Genomic DNA, 21,366 nt, shown 5'->3' on the forward strand with positions numbered 1-21,366 from the left:
ACCTCGCAACACCACTGGAGAATGACCCATGTCGAACGATACCGTTCCGGCCAATGTCGAAGCTATGGCCGCTATCGCCCGCCTCGCGGAGACTGACACCGTTGTGCGCCTCGCTCAGGACATGAGAAAAGCGGTGTCCGAATATGACCGCCTCTGCCACCTCGCGGCCAAGCACGAGAAGAATGCAGCCGGCCGCTACTATGCGGAAGGAATGGAGCAAGCTGGCGACAAGCACGCAGCGCTTGAGACCGCATTGTCTCAGCACAAGGCCTGCACCGCGGAAGGGGCTTTGGTCCAAGCCTGCCTATTGATTGATAGCTTCATTCGCCTTGGCGAGTACGGCAACGACCGCGACCAGCAGCGCCAATTCGATGAGGACATTCGCGCCGCAAACCGGCTGGCGTTCTCCGTCATCGACTACCTGCGCAGCGTTTGCGCCTTCCAGCCGGAAGCTATCGGCTTCGAATACCAGCACCTCAATCCCTGGCTCTCCGCTGACGAGCGCCTTTCCCACGCCGGCATTGCTTTGGAGGAAGTACGATGATCAAGGCACCTCATCCCGCACTCGACCTGTCTTTCATGCGCCGCAAAGGCAGGGGGCAGGGGATCGACCATTGGGACGTGACCACGGCCGGCGATTATGTCGAGGACTGGAAACGCGGCGCTCGGCTCGGCTCCGAATACCTCGCCTACATTGGCCGGCATTCCACGACCTTCAATGCAACGTTGCTGGGCTGCATCGTTCAGGACATGGGCGCACCGAAAAACGGGCTTATGCTTGGCTTCCTTCGCGCTGTGAACGAACACGCGATGCTTGGCGCTCGTCTGGTCAACGGCGGCTCTGATGATGCGGCCGAGCCCGCCCCTTCGATTGCTGAACTATTCGGGATTTGGAAGCAGCACCGCGCTGCCGTCGCCATGGCAGATGCTGCCGACGAGGCGGCGGTGAACACGGCCTCCGATGCGGCCTACGAGGTTGGGCAACGCCTCCTAAAGATGCCTGCCGTCACGGCGCGTGACTTCGCGATGAAAGTCATCGTTAGCACAACGGCCGATGCATTCGAAATCGACGCGGACTTGATGAAAGAGGCTCTTGATCTCGCAGACTATCAGCGAGGGGGGCGAATGATGCGCAACGCTGCCGCCATCGCTGCAGCTCATGCCAGGGCGTCACGCATCGCCCTGGCTACGCTCGCCAGCCTCACCGCCTTTGCTTTCGTAGTGACAGTCGCCACGGTCGCAGAACGCCATCAGGCCCGAACGGATCGGATTATGCAGGAGGTTCGCCCATGAGGCTGCTGCAAATCTACACCGCCCATCAGCTCCTCCTCCTGTCCAAGTGGATCTTCGTCAAGGCAGAAAGGATGATGGACGACTACGAGCGGCACTATCGCCAGAGTCGACCTAACAAAACCTCACGTTGACCGTGAATATTCCCCTGCCGTGTGGTGAGTGTCGATCGATGCCACCGCGCGGCTTTTGCCAATATGAACGGCTCCGCTGTTGTATCGTTCAATGCAGCGTGACACCCTCTCTACCTCCTTCGCTCCCAAACAGCCTGACACGCCCCTTTTCGTAACAACGGCACGCTGCGATAAACCGACCTGCAACCTCATTAGCCGGCACTCCCTTTGCTGCCAAGGCTTCGAAGTCGCCGACGGCCTTCGACAGGTCTGCTAGTGCTCGCAGCAAGTGGACGTATGAATTCGTGCTGAGGTCATCCAGTGCACTTCGCTGCTGCCGTCGCACTTCATCGAGCAGCGCCCTGGCCGCGATCAGGTACTCATCGATCAGCATCTGTGAAACTTCACGTCTTTCCATCCATCCAGCCCGACAGTTCCGAATCATAGTCTCAATTAGATTATTAGACTCGAATCATGATCAGAACTAAATTTGACAGGTATACGACAGCGTTCCTCGTTAACGACTGCGGCCACGAGCGACCGCCCAATGCTATATCAGAGTTTTCGAATTTAGGGGTGAGTAGTTTATGTCCGACGATCCCCTGTTGCAGTTGGCGCGCGATTTCAAACAACGTGCCGAGCTGCAGATCGAATGGCTGTCGTCTGTTGCGGATACCGCCGTGGCTGAGGGCGACGACTTCAGATTGCCCATCGCAATGAGCCTAGTTGCCGACTTTCGAACGGCGACTTTCCTGTTCCAAATAGCACTAACGCAACCATACGATCAGGAGCAGCGTGCTAAAGCCTGCGAAAAGGGCGTCAATTGCTATCGGGACGCGGTGGACCGGCTCTTCAGCGCCCGAATGGCAGGGCTCGATCGGCGGATGAAGCCGTAGCTATTTCGGCAATCAAACAACCAGCACTTGGTTACCAGTCCTTCTTCCTTACCGCGAAAAATGCTTGGGCAAAATACGGGGAGATTGCCGCCTCCACATCAACGGAGCCTATGTCGCGCTTATCCTCGGAGTGTAATCTCACGCCGACTATGTCGACAACCTCTCCAGATTTCAGGATTTCCCCTACCATGCAACGAAGGTCAATTTTCGCCTTCGCATGGGCCGCGTCGTCATCAACACACTCGGTGCCTTCGACGTCCAGCAAATGGTCATTATCTGAAATAAGATCGAAATAATATTTCGGCACTGTAGGCAGTCCATCTGCTCGGCTTTATCGACTTACTGCTCTTTGAAAGCACACCTCGCCAACATGCTGCCGAGTGTTATCCCTGATGCGAACGGAGGTAATGGCAAAGGACTTCCCCTCATCTGCGTAGGCGCTGGCAAGGTTGCGGAGGGAAGTGGCTGCCGCCGCCGACGCTTCAGCATCTCCCGGCAACACGACCCCGTGCCAATCCCGAAAGAGTACGTTACCAACCTCGAAGTCGAAGAAGAATTTGCGCATTCCGATAGACCCATTCGACCGACGCAGGACGCACGACACTGCTGCTGATTTGCGATGGGTTGAGGAATGCCGCACGTGTGTTCGGGCGGCAATCGCGAGGATTCGTGACCGGTACCGCACCAATCCTGACGATCCGTCGGGCTTTGATAGCTTGGCTTCTGTAGAGCGCGCTGATCATGAGAGCTGAGTGCGGTGTCCGCATCTTTTGACTCGGCGCTCAAGAGGTAGGGTTATCATAGCAGTACGCACGCCCGAGTGGACAAGTCAGCTCTGCAAGCCATTGCTGAAGCTAGAGGAATGAGTGGGGATCAGCCTCAGCAAGAACCACGTTTTCCCCAACACTAGTCCCTGCAGCCTAGGATGGTCCTTGATAGGTTTTCGTCCGGTCGAAATTCACTGCTGTTCGCACAAATTCGCACGTCACCAGAATATGAAGTGGGGAAGAAAATGGGGAGACGAGGGAATTGACTTCGAATTTTGATGCGTAAACAAAGCGTTAAGCCAATTTAATGGCGGACAGGGAGGGATTCGAACCCTCGGTACGCTTTCACGTACACACGCGTTCCAGGCGTGCGCCTTAAACCACTCGGCCACCTGTCCTAAAAAGTCTTCACCGATGGTTTGAAGCGGTGAGGCGGCGCGAGCCGCGTCCGGCGCGATCGGTCGGACGGCGCGATATATACCGATGCGCTTTGCCGGATCAACTGGGCTGGCGCATTTTTTCGCAGAGGCGCTCGTTTGGTCGTTCAAACCAGGCAGGTGTGTGGGCTGCAGCCGCGCCGACAGAGGCTCCTTCCGCGGTTTACCGAACCGCGAAAGATTCACCGGGACGACCGGCCGCTGTCCTTGAGTTTCGGTCAGCTGAGGCCTACCTTTCTCGATAAGAAAAGCCCGGCGAGCGGCCTTGGGAACCAGGGCCTCGACCGGCTGTTGCAGGGAGGGTCGGAGCATGGGATTCCTGGTGCGTTTTGCCAGCTTCATTGCGCTCGTGGCGGCCATCGTGGCTGGTACGGTCGATAGTATTCGCTCGATTTCGGAATCGACGCCGGTGCTGACCCCGCTCGGCACGGCGGTCGCGTCCTTCAGCGTTTCGGCTTTCGAGGCGATGGAAAAGCTGGAGAGCCCGGATGGTAGCTGGGCCGCCTTTGCCCCGGTGGCACGCTGGGTTCTCTCCCAGCCGGCCTTTGCGATCTTTCTGATGATGGCCCTGCTGTTCTGGATGATCGGCTATCGCCGCGGCTCCACCAACCGTTTTGCCTGAGTTGGTGCGGCATCGCCGCCGGCAAGGGTCGCTCTTTTGCGCGGCGCTCGCGCAATTGTGAGGCCCTGGCATGGCATGCCCCTTGGCGTTGCGGCCTGGAGCAACCATCTTTGGACAGGAGAGAGGCGAGACAGTCGCATTGGCCCATCCAGCGGCAAGCCGGGCGGACCTTTCGTCCTTGCATCTCGCCGTCCTTTAAGGAGATTGCCCATGTTCCTGACCGAGCTTTTCGGCAAGAAGACCACGATGCCGTCGCCGGCCGATGCGCTGCCCGGCCGTGAGACGCCGCTCGCCACGTCCACCCACCACGCCGTCAACGGCCATGCCCTCAAAGGACCTTATCCTGAAGGCATGAAGACCGTGCTCTTCGGCATGGGCTGTTTCTGGGGTGCCGAGCGGCTGTTCTGGCAGATGGATGGGGTCTATGTCACGGCCGTCGGCTATTCCGGCGGCTTCACGCCCAATCCCACCTATCGCGAAACCACCACGGGGCTGACCGGCCATACCGAGGTGGTACTGGTCGTCTATGATCCGAAGGTCGTCAGTCTCGCAACGCTGCTCAAGGTGTTCTTCGAAGAGCACGACCCGACCCAGGGCATGCGCCAGGGCAATGATGTCGGCACGACCTATCGCTCTGCGATCTATGTGACCGACGAGGCCGATCTTGCCGAGGTCGAGGCTGCGCGCGATGCGTTCCAGACCGCGCTGAAGCGGGCCGGCCATGCTGCGCCGATCACCACCGAGATCGCACCTGCCGGACCCTTCTACTTTGCGGAGGCCGAGCACCAGCAATATCTGGAAAAGAACCCCGGCGGCTATTGCGGGCTGCGTGGCACCGGCGTTTCCTGCCCTGTGCCGAACCGCATCGCCTCCTGAGCGATCCCCTCCGGTACAGAACTTTTTGGGCCGTCGATGGTGTGCCGTCGGCGGCCCTTGCCGTGTCGGCGGTCCGCCTCTATGAAACATAACTCTTAGATACAAGTTTCTCTTGCGCCGCTTGGCGCCGGGCCGGCCATGACCTTCCAACCACGCATGACGAACAGCATTTCCGGCTTCGAGCGGATCGGCCATTGGACGCGGCGCGCGCTCGGTGGGGTGGTGGCGGATTTGTGGGATGTCTCCTGTTCGCCGCTCGCTGGCGGGCAGTATGTCGCCTCCGACCCCCGCCTGTTCATCGTTCTCGAAAGTGCCGGCGAGAGCGGGCGGCATATGGCGCTCAGCCCGCACGGTCGGCGGCGGTCGCCACCCCAGGCCGTGCTTCGCCATATGTCCTTCATTCCCGCCGGCATGACGCTCGATCTCGAGCTGAACGGCGTGCGCGCGCTTCGCCATCTCGATCTGCATATCGATGCAGCCGCACTCTCGCGCCGTCTCGGCTCCGCACTCGATCCGGCGGAACTCGAAGTGCCGCGCTTCTGCCGAATGGAGCCGCGTCTGCTGCAGCTTGCGGACCTGCTCGCCGCCGACTGCGCGGGCCCGGCGCCATTGCATGATCTCTACGCTGAGGGGCTGGCCCATGCCCTGCTTGCCGCCGTGCTCGAACTGCCGAGGGTCGAGCCGCCCAAGGCCGGCGCGCTGGCGCCGTGGCAAGTGCGGCGGGTGACCGCGTTTCTGGAGGCGGAATGCCAGCGAGCCATTCGCCTGGACGAGCTGGCGGCGCTTGTGGGGCTTTCGCCCTCGCACTTCAGTCAGGCGTTCAAGAGCGCCACCGGGCTGCCGCCGCATCGCTATCAACTGGTTGCGCGTATCGAGCGCGCCAAGCGCCTGCTCGCCACCGGCAGGTTCAGCCTGTCGGATGTCGCGACCGAATGTGGCTTTGCCGATCAACCGCATTTCACCCGTGTCTTCCGCCAGCGGGTCGGTCTGGCACCCGGGCAGTGGCTGCGTCAGGAGCGCGGTTGATCCTGCGCGGCGATGGGGCAGGCGTTGCCGGAGTGCCGCACCGGACCTGCTTTCATGGCGGGAGCGGAAAAATCTTCAAAAAGCGCAGGAAGAGACAAGCCTCGGCGTTAAACTTGATTTATCGGGTCATCTTATAGCGACGGCCTATGAGAGACAGGGGATCGGGATGAAGAGAGTTTGCACGGCGCGGATGATGGCGTGGTTGGCCGGCACGGCCGTGCTATCCGGCATGGCGGGCCTCGCTTCGGCCCAGGATGCCGCATCTCCCACCCAGCTCGAAGCCTTGACGGTGGATGGCGGCGGCGACAGCCAGTCGGCAACCGGCCCTGTCGAAGGCTATGTCGCGCGCGACACGGCCACCGGCTCCAAGGCAGCCTTGCCGGTGACAGCCGTCCCCCAATCCGTCTCGGTCCTTGGCCGTGCCGAGCTCGACGATCGGGGCGTGGTGAGCAAGATCGACGAGGCGTTGCGCTATACGGCGGGTGTCTCCACCGAACCCTTCGGTGCCGATCCGGATACGGACTGGTTCTATATTCGCGGCTTCGACGCCACCCAGAACGGTGTCTTTCTGGATGGGCTCAACCTCTACTCCTACGGCTTCGGCGGATTTCAGGCGGATGCCTTCATGCTGGAGCGGGTCGAGGTGCTGAAAGGCCCGGCTTCGGTGCTCTATGGCGGCGCCAATCCCGGCGGCATCGTGGACCTGATCCGCAAGCGCCCGCAGGACGACGCGTCGCGCACGGTGGAGATCGGCATCAACAGCTTCGGCAATGCCTTTGCCGGTTTCGACGTCAACACGCCGCTCAGCGAGGCAGTGACAACACGGATCACCGGCAAGATCGCCGGTGGCGAGGCCGAGACCGACTATACCAATGATTTCCGCGGCTTCCTCATGCCGCAGGTGCGCTTCAAGCCCGATGACGCCACCAGCCTGACAGTCTATGCCATCGCTTCGGGGCTCGACCAGCGGCATACGGGCAATGGGTTCCTGCCCTATGTCGGCACGGTCGTCGATGCACCCTACGGCAAGATCGATCGCGACGGCTTCTTTTCCGAGCCGGATCTCGACACCGGCCGCTCCGATCAGCAGATGGTGGGCTACGAGCTGGAGCATCGCCTCGACAGCGGCATCAAGCTCTCTCAGACGCTGCGCTACAGCCATCTCGACAAGCACGAGGTGCTCTTCTACCCCTATGGCTATGTCAACACGACCGATCCTGCCGCGCCGAATTATTATGCGCTGAACCGGATCGGCTTCGAGCACACCACGGCCGTCAACAGCTTTGCGGTCGACAACCGGGCCGAGGCCACGTTCGACACGGGGCCGGTCGCCCATCAGGCGCTGGTCGGCCTGGACTACAAGCACTACAGGCTGGACCAGGTGCAGGCGGTGCCGCGCTTTCCGGCCACGGCAACGCCCATCTCGCCGACCGATCCTCTCTATGGCCTGCCGCAACCGCCGATCGACGGCGTCTACAGCGACCAGGTCCTGACCCTGCAGCAGCTCGGCCTTTATGCACAGGATCAACTGCGCTTCGGGGAAGGCTGGCTGGTGACGCTGAACGGCCGGTACGACTGGGTGCATACCGACAGCGATGCAAGGATCGGCACCAGCTATTCGGACAGCGATGGCGCGGCCAGCGGCCGTGCGGGGCTTGGCTATGAATTCGACAATGGGGTGACGCCCTATGTCAGCGTTGCGACGTTCTTCAACCCGCTGATCGGCACTGCCGCCAATGGCGGGGCGCTGGAGCCGGAAGAAGGCCACCAGCTGGAAGGCGGCGTCAAATATGCCCCCACCGGTTTCGATGCCCTCCTCACCGCCTCGGTCTTCCGGATCGTCAAGCAGAACGTGGCGCTGACGCGGCCGGACTTTCTGCAGGAGCAACTGGGTGAGGTGACCTCGACCGGCTTCGAGCTCGAGGGCAAGGTCAATCTGACGGAAAACTGGAAGCTCCTTGCCTCCTACTCCTATACCGACCTCGAAATCACCGAGGATCTCAATTCCGCGCTGATCGGCAAGCGGCCCTACCTCATTCCGAAGAGCCAGGCAGCGCTCTGGGTGGACTACACGCTGACGGAAGGCCGCCTCGAGGGCATGAGCATCGGCGGCGGTGTGCGCTATCAGGGTTCGTCCTATGCCGACACTCTCAACACGCTGAAGGTTCCGGACGCGGTGCTCGCCGACGCCGCTATCCGCTATGAGAAGGACGGCTGGGGTGCGGCGCTCAATGTCGCCAACCTGTTCGACAAGGACTATGTTCAAGGTTGCCAAGGAGAATTTACCTGCGGCTACGGCGCAGGGCGAACCGTGACGCTGAAGCTGAGCAAGACATTCTAGGCTTTGTGTCGGCAAAGCCTTACGATCCAAGGGCTTGGCCGACCTTCGCCCCCTCAAAAATTTACCAGTTGAGAAAAATTTCGGGTGTACTTTTCAAATTGGCGTGCAAGGATGCGGCCCAGCCCGGCCACGCCTGTGCGGACGGCCGGGCCCGCAGACATGCTCCCGAAGAACGGAGCGTGCGGGAGGACCTAGAACAATCCGTGGCAACAAATAGGGCTGCACAATGAAGAAAACTCTCCTTGGTCTCCTGGCCTTTTCGATGATGTCGGCGACGGCGCTGGCGGCCGATGTCAAGCCGGCACTCATCTACGATCTGGGCGGCAAATTCGATAAGTCGTTCAACGAAGCCGCCTTCAACGGGGCGGAAAAGTTCAAGTCAGAGACTGGCATTGCCTACCGCGATTTCGAAATCGCCAATGATTCCCAGCGCGAGCAGGCGCTCCGCCGTTTCGCTGGCGATGGCAACAACCCGATCGTCATGGCCGGCTTCAACTGGGCGGCGGCGCTGGAAAAGGTCTCCGCGGAGTATCCGGACACCAAGTTCGCCATCATCGACATGGTCGTCGAAAAGCCGAATGTGAAGTCGATCGTCTTCAAGGAACAGGAAGGCTCCTACCTGGTCGGCGTCCTGGCCGGCATGGCGTCCAAGTCCAAGACCGTCTCCTTCATCGGCGGCATGGATATCCCGCTCATCCATAAGTTTGCCTGTGGATACGCCGGTGGCGCCAAGTCCACCGGGGCGGATGTGAAGGTTCTCGAAGCCTTCACCGGCACCACGCCGGAAGCCTGGAACGATCCGGTCAAGGGCGGCGAAATCGCCAAGTCGCAGTTCGACCAGGGCTCGGATGTCGTCTACCACGCAGCCGGCGGCACGGGTGTCGGCGTTCTGCAGGCGGCGGCCGATGCAGGCAAGCTCGGCATCGGCGTCGACAGCAACCAGAACGGCCTGCAGCCGGGCAAGGTGCTGACCTCGATGCTCAAGCGCGTGGATGTGGCCGTCTACGAAAGCTTCATGAGCGCCAAGAACGACACGTTCGCCTTCGGCGTCTCCAATCTGGGCTTGAAGGAAGACGGCGTCGGCTTCGCCTTGGACGACAACAACAAGGCGCTGATCACGCCGGACATGCAGGCCGCCGTCGATAAGGCGAAGGCCGATATCATCGCCGGGACCCTCCAGGTGCATGATTACATGGCCGACGAAGCCTGCCCCTACTGATCGCGCAACGCGGGGGCCCTTGCCGGCTCCCGCGTTCGAGGGCCCGATGCGAAAAGCGCCGGGTCCTCGATCAGTAATGCGGTGGTCGCGTGATGGCCGGCGCGTCGAGCGTCTGTTCCTCGAGCGTCAGGAATCGTTCGGTGAGGCGGTCGAGCTTGGCGCGCATCTGCGCCACGCTCGTCCACTGCTTGGCAAGTTCAGCGGACAGATCCTCGATGATGCGCGCCTGATGGGCCACCGTTTCCTCCAGCCGGATAATGCGCTCGGCCTCGCTGCTGGTCATGTCTTTGCCCTTCTGCTCGCTCATTTCCCTGCTATAGAGGCAAAGAGAGGCGAAAGTTAAGGGCATGGCGACGGATCCGTCTGTGGTTCCTTGAAGGAATGCTTGGCCCGGTCGCAGATTGCCGAGCTGAAATGACAAGGCCGTTCGGGTGATTGCCCGAACAGGAAAGAGGCAGGCCCTGCGGACTGGTCCGGCAGGGCGAAGGGAGCAGGACGCGCCGTCATGAGCGATTTTGCCATCGAGCTTCGCGGCATCGACAAGAGCTTCGGCCTTGTCCACGCCAACAAGGCCATCAACTTGAAGGTCCGAAAGGGCACCATTCACGGCATTATCGGCGAGAACGGAGCCGGAAAATCGACCCTGATGTCGATCCTCTACGGCTTCTACCAGGCAGACCGAGGCGAGATTCTGATCGACGGCAAGGTCCAGACGATCAAGGATCCGAACGCGGCCATTGCCGCCGGCATCGGCATGGTCCACCAGCACTTCATGCTGGTCGAGAACTTTACCGTGCTTGAGAATGTCATGCTCGGCGCCGAGGACAGCCAGATCCTCACTGCTTCCATCTCGAAGGCGCGTGTCGAGCTCAAGCGGCTGGAGCGCGAATATGCGCTGGAGGTCAATCCCGATGCGTTGATCGAGGATCTGCCGGTCGGCCTGCAGCAGCGTGTGGAGATCCTCAAGGCGCTCTACCGCCGCGCCGATATCCTCATCCTGGACGAACCGACCGGCGTCTTGACCCCACCCGAGGCCGACCACCTGTTCCGCATTCTCGAGCAGCTGAAGGCGCAGGGCAAAACCATCATTCTCATCACCCACAAGCTGCGCGAGATCATGGCGATCACCGACGACGTGTCCGTCATGCGCCGTGGCGAGATGGTGGCGACGCGGGTGACGAAGGAAACCTCCGTCGAGGAACTGGCCGAGCTCATGGTCGGCCGCCGTGTTCTCCTGCGGGTGGAAAAGGGCGAGGCGCATCCCGGCGCCGTCAAGCTGAAGGTGGATGGACTGACCGTCAAGGATGCGCGTGGGGTGACGATGGTCGACAACGTCTCCTTCGAGATCCGTGCCGGCGAGATCGTCGGCATTGCCGGCGTGGCGGGCAACGGACAGTCGGAGCTGCTCGAAACCATTGCCGGCATCCGCCGGGCGAGCGCCGGAACCGTGACGCTGAACGGCAGTGCGGTCGATGTCACCGGCCATGCCGATCCGGCCGAGCTGCGCCAGCGCGGGCTCGCCCACGTGCCGGAAGACCGCCACCATGTGGGCCTCGTGCTGAAATTCGAGGAAAGCGAGAACGCGATCCTCGGCTATCACCGGGATCCGCGCTTTTCCAAGGGGGCGCTCTTGGATGTCGGCGCCATTCGCCGCGATGCCGAAGAGAAGATTGGCCGCTACGATATCCGCCCGCCAAACCCGCGGCTGAAGACCGCCAATTTCTCCGGCGGCAACCAGCAGAAGATCGTTCTGGCGCGGGAAATGGAGCGCGGGCCGGAGGTGCTCATCATCGGCCAGCCGACGCGCGGCGTCGATGTCGGCGCCATCGAGTTCATTCACAAGCGCATCATCGAAATGCGCGACCAGGGCAAGGCCGTGCTGCTCGTCTCCGTCGAGCTCGACGAGATCCGCGCCCTGTCCGACCGGATCCTCGTCATGTTCGCCGGCCGGATCGTCGGCGAGCGCGGCGCGGATGCCGGTGAAGGCGACCTCGGCCTGTTGATGGCCGGCATCGAAAACCGCATGGAGGCGGCCGAGTGAGCAACCCTTATGCCAAGCTGCCGGGATGGGCCGAATATGGGCTCATCCCCTTCATCAATCTGGTGGTCGCTTTCCTTGTTGCCGGCCTCGTGGTGCTGCTCGTCGGTGAAAATCCGCTGAACGCCGCCTATCACATGGTCAACGGCGCGTTCGGTCGCGGCGAATATATCGGCTTCACGCTCTATTACGCGACGACCTTCATCTTCACCGGGCTTGCCGTTGCCGTTGCCTTCCATGCCGGCCTGTTCAACATCGGCGGCGAGGGGCAGGCCTATATCGGGGGCATCGGCGTGGCGCTCGTCTGTCTCTGGTTCGACCGCACGCTGCCCTGGTTCGTGGTCTTTCCGCTGGCGATTCTCGGCTCGGCGCTGTTCGGCGCGCTCTGGGCCTTCCTGCCCGGCTGGCTGCAGGCCAAGCGCGGCAGCCACATCGTCATCACCACCATCATGTTCAATTTCATCGCCTCGAGCCTGATGGTCTATCTCCTGACCCGGGTCTTGAAGCCGCTCGGCTCCATGGCGCCGCAGACGCGGACCTTCGAGGCCGGCGGGCAACTGCCGAAGCTCGACTGGCTGCTCGCCCTTTTCGGTCTCGATGTCGGCAACGCGCCGTTCAACATTTCCTTCCTGCTGGCGCTCGTCGCCGCCTTCGGCTGCTGGCTGCTGATCTGGCGAACCCGGCTCGGCTACGAGATGCGCGTCATGGGCCACAGCCCCTCCGCGGCGCGCTATGCCGGCATCCGCGACCAGCGCATCACCGTGATCGCCATGATGATTTCGGGCGCGCTGGCCGGCATGATGGCGCTGAACCCGATCATGGGCGAGCAGTTCCGCATGCAGCTCGACTTCGTTCAGGGTGCAGGCTTCGTCGGCATCGCCGTGGCGCTGATGGGGCGTTCGCATCCGGCCGGCATCATTCCGGCCGCCATCCTGTTCGGCATGCTCTACCAGGGCGGGGCGGAAATCGCCTTCGAAATGCCGACGATCTCGCGCGACATGATCGTCATCATCCAAGGCCTCGTCATCCTGTTTGCCGGCGCGCTGGAAAACATGTTCCGCCCGGCGATCGGCCAGGCCTTTGCCCGTTTTTCCCGCCGCGATGGCGCGGCCTCTGCCCAAACCAAGGGAGCCTGAGCCATGGACCTGTTCCAAACGCTGATCGCGCTTCTGGAATCGACCATCCGCGTCTCCGTGCCGCTCATTTTCGCGGCACTGGCAGGGCTCTTCACCGAGCGCGCGGGCGTCTTCGATATCGGGCTTGAAGGCAAGATGCTGGCCGGCGCCTTCGCAGCCGGCGCAGTCGCAGCCGTCACCGGTTCGGTCTGGATGGGGCTTTTGGCCGCCATCCTCATCTCGGTCGCTCTCTCGCTCGTCCACGGCTATGCCTCGATCACCCAGCGCGGCAGCCAGATCGTTTCGGGTGTTGCGATCAACTTCATCGTGGCCGGTGCCACGGTCATCCTGGGGGAAGCCTGGTTCCGCCAGGGCGGGCGGACGCCGGCCTTGAGCGCGGGCGCGCGCTTTCAGGTCATCGAGTTCCCCTTCGCCGCCGAGATCCGGCCGATCCCGATCATCGGGCCGATCTATGCCGACATTCTCTCCGGCCACTTCCTGCTGACCTACCTGGCCTTCGCCATGGTGCCCTTCAGCTGGTGGATCCTGTACCGCACCCGTTTTGGCCTGCGCCTGCGCGCTGTCGGGGAGAATCCGGGTGCCGTGGATACGGCCGGCATCTCGGTGATCTGGCTGCGCTATCGCGCCGTCATCTGCTGCGGCATCCTCACGGGGCTGGCCGGCGCCTATCTGTCGCTCGCCATGACCGCCGGCTTCGTGAAGGGCATGACGGCAGGCAAGGGCTATATCGCGCTCGCCGCGCTGATCTTCGCCAAGTGGAAGCCGGTCAATGTCATGCTGGCCTGCCTGCTGTTCGGCTTTCTCGATGCGCTCGCCATCCGCCTGCAGGGCAATCCCCTGCCGCTGATCGGCCAGGTGCCGGTGCAGCTCATGCAGGCGCTGCCCTATATCCTCACCGTCATCCTGCTTGCCGGCTTCATCGGCAAGGCCATCCCGCCCAAGGCCGGCGGCATCCCTTATGTGAAGGAGCGCTGATCCCATGCAGGATCTGTTCGAAGCCGCCCGCGGCGCCATGGCCAGGGCGCATGCGCCCTATTCGAAGTTCCCGGTCGGCGCGGCGATCCGCGCCGAGGATGGGGCGATCTATGCCGGCGCCAACATCGAGAACCTCTCTTTCCCCGAGGGCTGGTGCGCCGAGACGACGGCGATCAGCCATATGATCATGGGCGGCGCGAAAAGGATCGTCGAGGTCGCCGTCATTGCCGAGAAGCTGGCGCTCTGCCCGCCCTGCGGCGGCTGCCGTCAGCGGCTCGCGGAATTTTCCGATGCGGGCACGAAGCTCTATCTCTGTGACGAAACGGGCGTGAAGAAGACCATGACGATCGCCGAGATCCTGCCGCACAGTTTTGCGACGGATGTGATCGGATGAGCGCGGCGCAGGCCATGCTGCGCGAGGGGCTCGGCACGCTCGCGCCGAGGCTCGCCATCGTGCTCGGCTCCGGGCTCGGCACGCTGGTCGATGCCGTCGAGCCGGTGTTCCGGCGGTCCTATGCCGATATCCCCGGCTTCCCCGTCAGCGCCGTCTCCGGCCATGCGGGAGAGCTGGTGGCCGGAAGGCTCGCCGGCGTACCGGTCGTCATGCTGTCCGGCCGCGTGCATTATTACGAGCGGGGCGATGCAAAGGCGATGCAGGCGCCGATCGAAACCCTGAAGGCGCTCGGCATTACGGACCTCTTCCTGACCAACTCCGCCGGATCGCTGCGCGAGGATCTGCCGCCCGGCTCGGTGATGTTGATCACCGACCATATCAACTATGCCGGCACCAGCCCGCTGATCGGCGTTGACAGCGACAGCCGCTTCGTCGGCCTGACCACTGCTTATGATGCTGGCCTGCGCGCGGCCATGACAGCCGCGGCCGGGCGTGCAGGGGTGCCCCTCGGCGCAGGGGTCTACATGTGGTTCTCCGGCCCCAATTTCGAAACGCCGGCCGAAATCCGCATGGCCCGGATCCTCGGCGCCGATGCGGTCGGCATGTCCACCGTGCCGGAGGTCATCCTGGCCCGCCATGCCGGGCTGAGGGTGGCGGCCGCTTCGGTGATCACCAATTTCGGTGCGGGCATGACAGGGGGCGAGCTCAGCCACGCGGAAACCAAGGACATGGCGCCGATTGGCGGCAAGCGCCTGGCCGCCATCCTGACCGAGTTGATCCGCAGCGGACTGCCCGATTAGGTTCGCCTTTGCAGAGGCCGCGCAAACCGCTACACCCAAGGCCAAGGGGCAAAGGCAAAGACCGCCGCCGGAAGCTGCAAGAGGGACGCTCATGACGCTGGAAGCCAACAACCGACAGATCGCCTCTCTTGCCCTGTCGCTGCTCGACCTCACCGACCTGACAGACGATTGCACGCCGGAAGCGATCGAGGCGCTGTGCGCCAAGGCGCGAACGAGCCATGGCCCTGTCGCCGCCATCTGCATCTGGCCGCGCTTCGTGCGCCAGGCGCGCGGAATCCTGGGGACCCAGAGCCCGGTTCGCATCGCCACCGTCGTCAATTTCCCCTCCGGCGATCTGCCTGTGGAGCAAGTGGTCGGGGAAACGCAGGCAGCTCTTGCCGATGGCGCCGACGAGATCGACCTTGTCATTCCCTACAAGGCCTTCAAGGCGGGGGATGAGGCCGCGGTGCGCAGCATGATCCGCGCCGTGCGCGCCGCCTGCCCGGCGCCGGCGCTTTTGAAAACCATTCTCGAAACCGGGCAGTTGCAGGACAAGGCGCTGATCCGCCGCGCCTGCGAAATCGCCATCGAGGAAGGCGCCGATTTCATCAAGACCTCGACCGGCAAGGTGACCGTCAATGCCACGCTCGAGGCGGCCGACGTCATGCTGACCACGATCCGCGGCAGCGGCAAGCGGGTCGGGTTCAAGCCGGCCGGCGGCGTGCGGACCGTGCCCGAAGCGAGGCTCTATCTGAACCTTGCCGCCACCATTCTCGGGCCGGACTGGCCCATGCCCTCGACCTTCCGGTTCGGTGCCTCCGGCCTGCTCGGCGATATTCTCGCGACGCTGGACGGGCGCGAATCCGCCACCCCTGCCGCGGCCTATTGAGCATGCTGCCGCAGGAGATCATCCGCCGCAAACGGGATGGCGAGGCGCTGTCTTCGGCGGAGATCCGCGCGATCGTGTCCGGCATCGCCGACGGCAGCCTGGCCGAGGCGCAGGTCGCCGCCTTCGCCATGGCCACCTGGTTTTCCGGCATGAGCCGCGAGGAGACCGTGGCCCTGACGCTGGCCATGCGCGACAGCGGCACCGTGCTCGACTGGAGGTCGCTCGGCCGCCCCGTGGCCGACAAGCATTCCACCGGGGGTATCGGGGACAATGTCTCGCTGATGCTCGCACCGATACTTGCCGCCTGCGGCCTGGCAGTGCCGATGATCTCCGGTCGCGGCCTCGGTCACACCGGCGGCACGCTGGACAAGCTGGAATCGATTGCCGGCTATCAGATCGCTCCGTCGGCGGAGAGACTTCGCCGAACCATCGCCGAAGCAGGCTGCGCCATCATCGGTCAGACGGATGATCTCGCGCCCGCCGATCGGCGCCTCTACGCCATTCGCGATATCACCGCGACGGTCGACAGCGTCCCGCTGATCACGGCCTCGATCCTTTCCAAGAAGCTGGCCGCCGGGCTGCAGTCGCTGGTGCTCGACGTCAAGTTCGGCAGCGGCGCCTTCATGCAGAGCCAGACGGAAGCCGAGGGTCTGGCGCGCACCCTCGTCGATGTCGCCAACGGCGCCGGGCTGAAGACGACGGCGCTGGTGACGGATATGAACGAGCCGCTCGCCGATGCGGTCGGCAATGCCGTCGAGGTTGCAGCCTGCCTTGCTTTCCTGCGCGGGGAAAAGGCCGGGTCGCGGCTCGAACAGGTGGTCATGGCCCTGGCGGCAGAGAACCTGCTGGTGGCAGGACTCACCTCCGGGCCGATGGAATCGCAGGACAAGGCGCGTCGTGCACTGGAAAGCGGCGCGGCACTGGAGCGCTTTGCGCGCATGGTCGCCGGCCTCGGCGGACCGGCCGACATTACCGCATGGGCGAAAGACAGCCTGCCGCAGGCACCAGTCATCCGCGATGTTCCGGCACTGGTCGGAGGGAAGCTTGTCGCCTGCGATGCCCGCGGTATCGGCCTTGCCGTGATCGCGCTCGGGGGCGGGCGCCTGCGCGCAACGGATGCGGTCGATCCCCGCGTCGGTTTTTCCGCGATCCTGCCGCTCGGAAGCCGGGTGGAGGAGGGGACGCCCATGGCAAGGATCCACGCGGCGGACGAGGCGCAGGCGGAGGCGGGGATCAGCGCTTTCCAGGCCTGCTACCGGATCGGCCCCGAGAGCCTTGCGCCCGCGCCTGTCATCGTCTCGCGGCTTACCGCCTGAGCCGCAGCGCGCCCTGCTCCACGCCATAGCTCTTCAATTTGGAGAGAAAGCTCATGCCGATCAGGGCGCCGGAGAGCGCCGTATCCGGCAGGATCAGCGCCTCGACGCTGTCGACCGCGATGCTGCCGAGCTTGACGCGCTCCAGCGTCACCGGGGCCGCCATCACCACGCCGTTCGCGGTCGTCACGCTCTGGCTGTAGGTCAGGCTGCCGGGCAGGATGCCGAGGCGCCGGGCGGTGCTGTCATTGAGTGCCACCGTCGAGGCGCCGGTATCGACCAGCCCTTCGACCGGCCGGCCGTTCATTTCGAACCGTGCGTAGAAATGACCGTCGGCCGCGGCGGGAACGACCACTTCACGGCCGGAGGCTTTGGCCGGACGCGGCGCGGATGGCGTGGATGATTGGTCAACCCGGGTGAGCATGGTCTGCGTCAGCGAGGGCATGGCCATGGCAAGCAGGCCGAGCACGGCGGCGAGAAACAGAAAGCGGTGCACCCGATCGGCTCCGGTCTTGGTCGGCGTTGCCCAAGACATGCCGCAGAAGGGCTGAAGGAACAGCAAAAAGCGCGCCGACAGGGCGCGCTTTCTCGAGGTTCGGTTAATGGTCGGTGCGCTGATACGGTACCTCGCTGGTCGAGACCTGTCGGTTCCTGTCAGCGAGAGTCCCTCTTACTTGGTGCCGTACATCCGGTCGCCGGCGTCCCCAAGTCCGGGCACGATATAGCCTTTCTCGTTCAGATGCCGGTCGATCGAGGCCGTAAAGATCGGCACATCCGGATGGGCATGCTGGAAATTGCGGATGCCTTCGGGCGCGGCGAGCAGGCAGAGGAAGCGCAGCGACTTGGCGCCGCGTTCCTTCAGCTTGTCGATGGCGGCAATGGCGGAATTGCCGGTGGCGAGCATGGGATCGACGACGATCACCAGGCGCTCGGCCATGTTTTCCGGCGCCTTGAAGAAATATTCGACCGCTTCCAGCGTGTCATGATCGCGGTAGACACCGACATGCGAGACGCGGGCGGAGGGCACGAGCTCCAGCATGCCTTCCAGAAGGCCGTTGCCAGCGCGCAGGATCGAGGCGAAGACCAGCTTCTTGCCTTCCAGCACCGGCGCCTCGATCTCTTCCAGCGGCGTTTCGATCCGTTCCTTGGTCAGCTCCAGATCACGCGTCACCTCGTAACAGAGCAGGACGGAGATCTCGCGCAGCAACCGCCGGAAGCCGGCAGTCGAGGTGTCCTTCTTGCGCATGATCGTCAGCTTGTGCTGAACGAGCGGGTGGTTGATGACAGTGACGCCGTCCATGCGGGGCTCCTTGCGCGTAAGGAAAGTGAGACCTCCTTGTTTCACAGTTCCGTCACGTCCCGCAAGGCCGGGCAGGGCCCGGTCCCCATCTCAGGCGTCGAGTGCGGCGAACAGACGGGCGCGTGTCGTCTCGTCCACGAAGGCGGCGTCGATCGCCGTTCGGGTCATGGCGTCGATCTCCGCATCGGCAAAGCCCATGACCGCGCTGGCGATCTCATATTCCTGGGCGAGCGAGGTGTTAAAGAAGGGCGGATCGTCGGAATTCAGCGTCACGCGGCAGCCGGCATCGCGCAGCGCCCGCAGCGGATGGGCGTCGAAGCTCGGAAAGACGCCAAGCGCGATGTTGGAGCCTGGGCAGGTCTCGAGCACGACCCCGGCCTCGGCCAGCTGGGCCACCAGCCCAGGATCCTCGATTGCGCGCACGCCATGGCTGATGCGGCTCGGCCGGACGATGGTCAGCGCATCGCGCACGCTGTCCGCACCGGCCATCTCACCGGCATGAATGGTGATGCCGAGAGCGGCGTCACGCGCAATGTCATAGGCGCGGGCAAAATCCGCGACACGGTGCATGCGCTCCTCGCCGGCAAGGTTGATGCCGGTGACCAGCGGGTGCGGTCGGGTGGCGGCATAGAGCGCCGTGCGTTCGGCCTGTTCGGGACCAAGGTGCCGGATGAGGGTGATGATCATCCGCCCTTCGATGCCGGTGCGCGCCCTGGCTGCCTCGATGCCGGCGCCGAGCCCGCGCAGATAGGCATCCGCGCCAAGACCGATCGTGTTTCCATGATCGGGCGAGACGATGATCTCGCTATAGATCGTTCCGGCCTCGGCAAGCGCGACCAGATAGGCCTCGGCCAAGGCGGCGTAATCCTCTTCGCTGCGAAACAGGCCGGCAATGCGGTCGTAGCAGAGGAGGAAATCGGAGAAGGCCGTCCAGACATAGGCGCCGTCTTCGATCAGGCCGCCGACATCGACATTGTATTTCCGCGCCTGGGCGAGGGCGAGCGCCGGAGGCGCCGCGCCTTCGATATGGCAGTGCAGTTCGGCCTTCTTCAGGTGGCGGGTCATAGGAAGCTCCGTCCATGCGGACCCGGCCTGAGGCCGAGATGCGCCGCAATCGTCTCGCCGACCGCGGCAAAGCCCTGCAGGTGGCCGAGCGGCCGCGGCGACAGACGAGGGCCGAAGGCCAGAACCGGTACGCGCTCGCGCGTATGGTCCGTTCCCCGCCAGGTGGGGTCGCAGCCATGATCGGCGGTGAGGATGACGAGGTCGCCCGGCCGCAACAGGGGATCGAGCTCCGGCAGGCGTCGGTCGAAGGCCTCCAGCGCGGCGGCATAGCCCGCCACATCGCGGCGATGACCGTAGAGCTGGTCGAAATCGACGAAGTTCGTGAAGACGAGGTCGCCATCCTCCGCCTCGCGGATGGCGGTGAGGCTGGCGTCGAACAGCGCTTCATTGCCATTGGCCTTGATCATGCGACCGATGCCCTGGTGGGCGAAGATGTCGGCAATCTTGCCGACCGCATGCACCTGCCCGCCGGCTTCGCTCAGCCGGTCGAGCAAGGTCGGCTCCGGAGGCAGCACGGAAAAGTCGCGGCGGTTGCCGGTGCGGGCAAAGGTCGAAGGGGAGGTTCCGAGGAAGGGCCTGGCGATGACGCGGCCGATATTGGCCTCGTCGAGCAGGCGGCGGACGGTGCGGCAGAGCTCCAGCAGGCGCTCGAGGCCGAAGGTCTCCTCATGCGCCGCGATCTGGAAGACGGAGTCGGTGGAGGTGTAGCAGATCGGCTTGCCGCTGCGCATATGCTCCTCGCCGAGGCGGGCGATGATCTCGGTGCCCGAGGCATGGCAATTGCCGAGAATGCCCGGCACCGCGCCCTCCCGGCAGATGGCCTCGACCAACGCAGGCGGGAAGGCGTCGCCCTCAGCGGGGAAGTAACCCCAATCGAACAGAACCGGCGTGCCGGCCAGTTCCCAGTGGCCGGAAGGCGTGTCCTTGCCTGCCGAAATCTCGGTCGCGGCGCCATAGAGGCCGGTCAGGCGATCCGGCTGCGCCATGCCCGGCGGCAGGCGGCCGCTGGCAAGGCGCGCGGCTTCCAGAAGCCCCAGCATGCTCATATTCGGCAGATGAAGGGGGCCGGACCGCACACCCTCCCGCTCCGCCGCGCCGGCCGCGCAGAACTCGGCGATGTGACCGAGCGTATCCGCGCCCAGATCCTGATAGGCCTGCGCATCCGGCGCGCCGCCGATGCCGAAGGAGTCGAGAACGAAGAGAATGGCTCTCACGATGGACGGTGCACTCCCGGAGGCTGGTTGTCTGCTCTGATTATGGCCGACGCGGGCTTTTTGCAAATCGGCAATCGCGCCGTTTCAGCACCGCGTCAGCAATCCGGGCATTTGATGTCGTCGCCGACACGCTGGCGGAAGTAGTAGTCCTTGGACAGATTGATGATGCTGACCGAATTGGCAGCCGAGGGCATGGGGGTGAACAGGGACAGCTGGTAGGGGACAGTCAGCTCGGAATGAACGAGGACACTGTTGATGGTGGACAGGTCGGTCGGCACCACCACGATCGCGCCCTTGGCATAGGGCTTGTTGCCCGCCTGGTCGCGCGACCAGAGCACGGTGCCGACGCCGGCCGCCGTCACCTTGATGGCGGTCATCTTCAGCGTGTAGTTGGTAACGGTGAAGGGCGCCAGGATGCTCTCGGTCACCGTCTTCATGCTGTCCAGCGTCGCCTTGTCGGTCTGGTCGCGCTGGGTCAGCAGATCGGCCACCGTGCTCGCGGCCCGTGCCGTGCGCCGATCGAGATCGAAGCCGATCGAAAGATTGAAGGCGCCGAGATAGATCATCAACAGGATCGGCGCCAGCATGGCGAATTCGATGGCGGCAACGCCCTTCGTGTCGGCCCGTAACCGGCGCCAGTGCCGCGTGAAAGCGATCCCTGTCCTCTCCATCATGC

Annotated in this window: 24 protein-coding genes and 1 tRNA gene; 15 read left to right on the forward strand and 10 right to left on the reverse strand. The window is 63.6% G+C overall.

From position 1 onward, the window contains the following. The first annotated feature begins 28 nt into the window (after window positions 1-28). Entirely contained in the window at window positions 29-544 is a 516-nt protein-coding gene (locus U8330_RS00750) for a hypothetical protein (RefSeq protein ID WP_323103190.1), read from the forward strand. Continuing rightward, window positions 541-1,293: a hypothetical protein gene (locus tag U8330_RS00755; protein ID WP_323103192.1), complete on the forward strand. Its 753-nt coding sequence runs from the start codon at window positions 541-543 to the stop codon at window positions 1,291-1,293. Before U8330_RS00750 ends, U8330_RS00755 begins: the two co-directional genes overlap by 4 nt. A gap of 219 nt (window positions 1,294-1,512) precedes the next feature. On the opposite strand, the gene U8330_RS00760 is transcribed toward U8330_RS00755, so the two are convergent. Further along, complete coding sequence (locus tag U8330_RS00760) at window positions 1,513-1,797, reverse strand: hypothetical protein (RefSeq protein ID WP_323103193.1); 285 nt, start codon at window positions 1,795-1,797, stop codon at window positions 1,513-1,515. 193 nt (window positions 1,798-1,990) lie between these two features. On the opposite strand from U8330_RS00760, the gene U8330_RS00765 reads away from it, so the two are divergent. Further along, entirely contained in the window at window positions 1,991-2,299 is a 309-nt protein-coding gene (locus U8330_RS00765) for a hypothetical protein (RefSeq protein WP_323103195.1), read from the forward strand. 31 nt (window positions 2,300-2,330) lie between these two features. Here U8330_RS00765 and U8330_RS00770 read toward each other — a convergent pair whose 3' ends face one another. From U8330_RS00770 to U8330_RS00775, 3 genes are all read right to left on the reverse strand, one after another. Next, window positions 2,331-2,606: a DUF6894 family protein gene (locus tag U8330_RS00770; RefSeq protein ID WP_323103197.1), complete on the reverse strand. Its 276-nt coding sequence runs from the start codon at window positions 2,604-2,606 to the stop codon at window positions 2,331-2,333. A 24-nt stretch (window positions 2,607-2,630) separates the two neighbouring features. Next, entirely contained in the window at window positions 2,631-2,864 is a 234-nt protein-coding gene (locus tag U8330_RS22400) for a DUF6894 family protein (RefSeq protein ID WP_416236785.1), read from the reverse strand. A gap of 510 nt (window positions 2,865-3,374) precedes the next feature. After that, a tRNA-Ser gene (locus tag U8330_RS00775) sits at window positions 3,375-3,464 on the reverse strand. Window positions 3,465-3,813: 349 nt separating this feature from the next. Between U8330_RS00775 and U8330_RS00780 the strand changes: the two genes are divergently transcribed. From U8330_RS00780 to U8330_RS00800, 5 genes are all read left to right on the forward strand, one after another. Further along, a complete protein-coding gene (locus tag U8330_RS00780; RefSeq protein ID WP_323103199.1) occupies window positions 3,814-4,125 on the forward strand; it encodes a hypothetical protein in 312 nt (103 codons plus the stop codon). Between the two features lie 210 nt (window positions 4,126-4,335). After that, the gene (gene msrA / locus U8330_RS00785; protein WP_323103201.1) at window positions 4,336-5,001 is read left to right on the forward strand and encodes a peptide-methionine (S)-S-oxide reductase MsrA; all 666 of its coding nucleotides are present in this window, start codon (window positions 4,336-4,338) and stop codon (window positions 4,999-5,001) included. 138 nt (window positions 5,002-5,139) lie between these two features. Beyond that, on the forward strand, window positions 5,140-6,027 hold the full coding sequence (locus tag U8330_RS00790; RefSeq protein WP_323103203.1) for an AraC family transcriptional regulator: 888 nt from the start codon (window positions 5,140-5,142) through the stop codon (window positions 6,025-6,027). Window positions 6,028-6,193: 166 nt separating this feature from the next. Continuing rightward, window positions 6,194-8,368, forward strand: a complete 2,175-nt coding sequence (locus tag U8330_RS00795; RefSeq protein WP_416236786.1) for a TonB-dependent siderophore receptor — start codon at window positions 6,194-6,196, stop codon at window positions 8,366-8,368. Between the two features lie 226 nt (window positions 8,369-8,594). Beyond that, window positions 8,595-9,587 carry a BMP family ABC transporter substrate-binding protein gene (locus U8330_RS00800; RefSeq protein WP_323103205.1) on the forward strand — a complete coding sequence of 331 codons (993 nt, stop codon included), beginning with the start codon at window positions 8,595-8,597 and terminating at the stop codon, window positions 9,585-9,587. 70 nt (window positions 9,588-9,657) lie between these two features. On the opposite strand, the gene U8330_RS00805 is transcribed toward U8330_RS00800, so the two are convergent. Beyond that, window positions 9,658-9,870: a SlyX family protein gene (locus U8330_RS00805; RefSeq protein ID WP_323103206.1), complete on the reverse strand. Its 213-nt coding sequence runs from the start codon at window positions 9,868-9,870 to the stop codon at window positions 9,658-9,660. Window positions 9,871-10,092: 222 nt separating this feature from the next. On the opposite strand from U8330_RS00805, the gene U8330_RS00810 reads away from it, so the two are divergent. The 7 genes from U8330_RS00810 (at window position 10,093) to deoA (ending at window position 17,114) form a co-directional block, all read left to right on the forward strand. After that, entirely contained in the window at window positions 10,093-11,628 is a 1,536-nt protein-coding gene (locus U8330_RS00810; protein WP_323103207.1) for an ABC transporter ATP-binding protein, read from the forward strand. Continuing rightward, window positions 11,625-12,761 (forward strand): ABC transporter permease, encoded by a 1,137-nt coding sequence (locus tag U8330_RS00815; protein ID WP_323103209.1) that lies wholly within the window; start codon window positions 11,625-11,627, stop codon window positions 12,759-12,761. The genes U8330_RS00810 and U8330_RS00815 overlap by 4 nt, the downstream gene beginning before the upstream one ends. A 3-nt stretch (window positions 12,762-12,764) precedes the next feature. Next, entirely contained in the window at window positions 12,765-13,736 is a 972-nt protein-coding gene (locus U8330_RS00820; RefSeq protein WP_323103210.1) for an ABC transporter permease, read from the forward strand. Between the two features lie 4 nt (window positions 13,737-13,740). Next, a complete protein-coding gene (locus U8330_RS00825; protein WP_323103211.1) occupies window positions 13,741-14,130 on the forward strand; it encodes a cytidine deaminase in 390 nt (129 codons plus the stop codon). Next, entirely contained in the window at window positions 14,127-14,930 is an 804-nt protein-coding gene (locus tag U8330_RS00830; protein ID WP_323103213.1) for a purine-nucleoside phosphorylase, read from the forward strand. Before U8330_RS00825 ends, U8330_RS00830 begins: the two co-directional genes overlap by 4 nt. Window positions 14,931-15,021: 91 nt before the next feature. After that, window positions 15,022-15,798: a deoxyribose-phosphate aldolase gene (gene deoC / locus U8330_RS00835; RefSeq protein ID WP_323103215.1), complete on the forward strand. Its 777-nt coding sequence runs from the start codon at window positions 15,022-15,024 to the stop codon at window positions 15,796-15,798. Then, the gene (deoA, locus tag U8330_RS00840) at window positions 15,795-17,114 is read left to right on the forward strand and encodes a thymidine phosphorylase (protein ID WP_323103216.1); all 1,320 of its coding nucleotides are present in this window, start codon (window positions 15,795-15,797) and stop codon (window positions 17,112-17,114) included. Before deoC ends, deoA begins: the two co-directional genes overlap by 4 nt. Here the strand turns inward: deoA and U8330_RS00845 are convergent. The 5 genes from U8330_RS00845 to U8330_RS00865 all read right to left on the reverse strand — a co-directional run bounded on the left by U8330_RS00845 (window position 17,104) and on the right by U8330_RS00865 (window position 21,364). Then, window positions 17,104-17,607 carry a retropepsin-like aspartic protease family protein gene (locus tag U8330_RS00845; protein ID WP_323103218.1) on the reverse strand — a complete coding sequence of 168 codons (504 nt, stop codon included), beginning with the start codon at window positions 17,605-17,607 and terminating at the stop codon, window positions 17,104-17,106. The genes deoA and U8330_RS00845 overlap by 11 nt on opposite strands. A gap of 174 nt (window positions 17,608-17,781) precedes the next feature. Further along, complete coding sequence (upp, locus tag U8330_RS00850) at window positions 17,782-18,411, reverse strand: uracil phosphoribosyltransferase (protein WP_323103220.1); 630 nt, start codon at window positions 18,409-18,411, stop codon at window positions 17,782-17,784. A 90-nt stretch (window positions 18,412-18,501) separates the two neighbouring features. After that, window positions 18,502-19,476, reverse strand: a complete 975-nt coding sequence (locus tag U8330_RS00855; protein ID WP_323103222.1) for an adenosine deaminase — start codon at window positions 19,474-19,476, stop codon at window positions 18,502-18,504. Continuing rightward, window positions 19,473-20,693: a phosphopentomutase gene (locus U8330_RS00860; protein ID WP_323107072.1), complete on the reverse strand. Its 1,221-nt coding sequence runs from the start codon at window positions 20,691-20,693 to the stop codon at window positions 19,473-19,475. Before U8330_RS00860 ends, U8330_RS00855 begins: the two co-directional genes overlap by 4 nt. Window positions 20,694-20,785: 92 nt before the next feature. Then, a complete protein-coding gene (locus U8330_RS00865) occupies window positions 20,786-21,364 on the reverse strand; it encodes a TadE/TadG family type IV pilus assembly protein (RefSeq protein WP_323103223.1) in 579 nt (192 codons plus the stop codon). Between the last annotated feature and the right edge of the window lie 2 nt (window positions 21,365-21,366).

It is taken from the genome of Rhizobium sp. CC-YZS058 (genome assembly GCF_034720595.1).
GTDB lineage: Bacteria > Pseudomonadota > Alphaproteobacteria > Rhizobiales > Rhizobiaceae > Ferranicluibacter.

What these genes read in the sequence shown, in the direction of transcription:
- U8330_RS00750 (WP_323103190.1), top strand. Translation starts at nt 29, where the DNA reads ATGTCGAACGATACCGTTCCGGCCAATGTCGAAGCTATGGCCGCTATC.
- U8330_RS00755 (WP_323103192.1), top strand. Translation starts at nt 541, where the DNA reads ATGATCAAGGCACCTCATCCCGCACTCGACCTGTCTTTCATGCGCCGC.
- U8330_RS00760 (WP_323103193.1), bottom strand. Translation starts at nt 1,797, where the DNA reads ATGCTGATCGATGAGTACCTGATCGCGGCCAGGGCGCTGCTCGATGAA.
- U8330_RS00765 (WP_323103195.1), top strand. Translation starts at nt 1,991, where the DNA reads ATGTCCGACGATCCCCTGTTGCAGTTGGCGCGCGATTTCAAACAACGT.
- U8330_RS22400 (WP_416236785.1), bottom strand. Translation starts at nt 2,864, where the DNA reads ATGCGCAAATTCTTCTTCGACTTCGAGGTTGGTAACGTACTCTTTCGG.
- U8330_RS00780 (WP_323103199.1), top strand. Translation starts at nt 3,814, where the DNA reads ATGGGATTCCTGGTGCGTTTTGCCAGCTTCATTGCGCTCGTGGCGGCC.
- msrA (WP_323103201.1), top strand. Translation starts at nt 4,336, where the DNA reads ATGTTCCTGACCGAGCTTTTCGGCAAGAAGACCACGATGCCGTCGCCG.
- U8330_RS00790 (WP_323103203.1), top strand. Translation starts at nt 5,140, where the DNA reads ATGACCTTCCAACCACGCATGACGAACAGCATTTCCGGCTTCGAGCGG.
- U8330_RS00795 (WP_416236786.1), top strand. Translation starts at nt 6,194, where the DNA reads ATGAAGAGAGTTTGCACGGCGCGGATGATGGCGTGGTTGGCCGGCACG.
- U8330_RS00800 (WP_323103205.1), top strand. Translation starts at nt 8,595, where the DNA reads ATGAAGAAAACTCTCCTTGGTCTCCTGGCCTTTTCGATGATGTCGGCG.
- U8330_RS00805 (WP_323103206.1), bottom strand. Translation starts at nt 9,870, where the DNA reads ATGACCAGCAGCGAGGCCGAGCGCATTATCCGGCTGGAGGAAACGGTG.
- U8330_RS00810 (WP_323103207.1), top strand. Translation starts at nt 10,093, where the DNA reads ATGAGCGATTTTGCCATCGAGCTTCGCGGCATCGACAAGAGCTTCGGC.
- U8330_RS00820 (WP_323103210.1), top strand. Translation starts at nt 12,765, where the DNA reads ATGGACCTGTTCCAAACGCTGATCGCGCTTCTGGAATCGACCATCCGC.
- U8330_RS00825 (WP_323103211.1), top strand. Translation starts at nt 13,741, where the DNA reads ATGCAGGATCTGTTCGAAGCCGCCCGCGGCGCCATGGCCAGGGCGCAT.
- U8330_RS00830 (WP_323103213.1), top strand. Translation starts at nt 14,127, where the DNA reads ATGAGCGCGGCGCAGGCCATGCTGCGCGAGGGGCTCGGCACGCTCGCG.
- deoC (WP_323103215.1), top strand. Translation starts at nt 15,022, where the DNA reads ATGACGCTGGAAGCCAACAACCGACAGATCGCCTCTCTTGCCCTGTCG.
- upp (WP_323103220.1), bottom strand. Translation starts at nt 18,411, where the DNA reads ATGGACGGCGTCACTGTCATCAACCACCCGCTCGTTCAGCACAAGCTG.
- U8330_RS00855 (WP_323103222.1), bottom strand. Translation starts at nt 19,476, where the DNA reads ATGACCCGCCACCTGAAGAAGGCCGAACTGCACTGCCATATCGAAGGC.
- U8330_RS00865 (WP_323103223.1), bottom strand. Translation starts at nt 21,364, where the DNA reads ATGATGGAGAGGACAGGGATCGCTTTCACGCGGCACTGGCGCCGGTTA.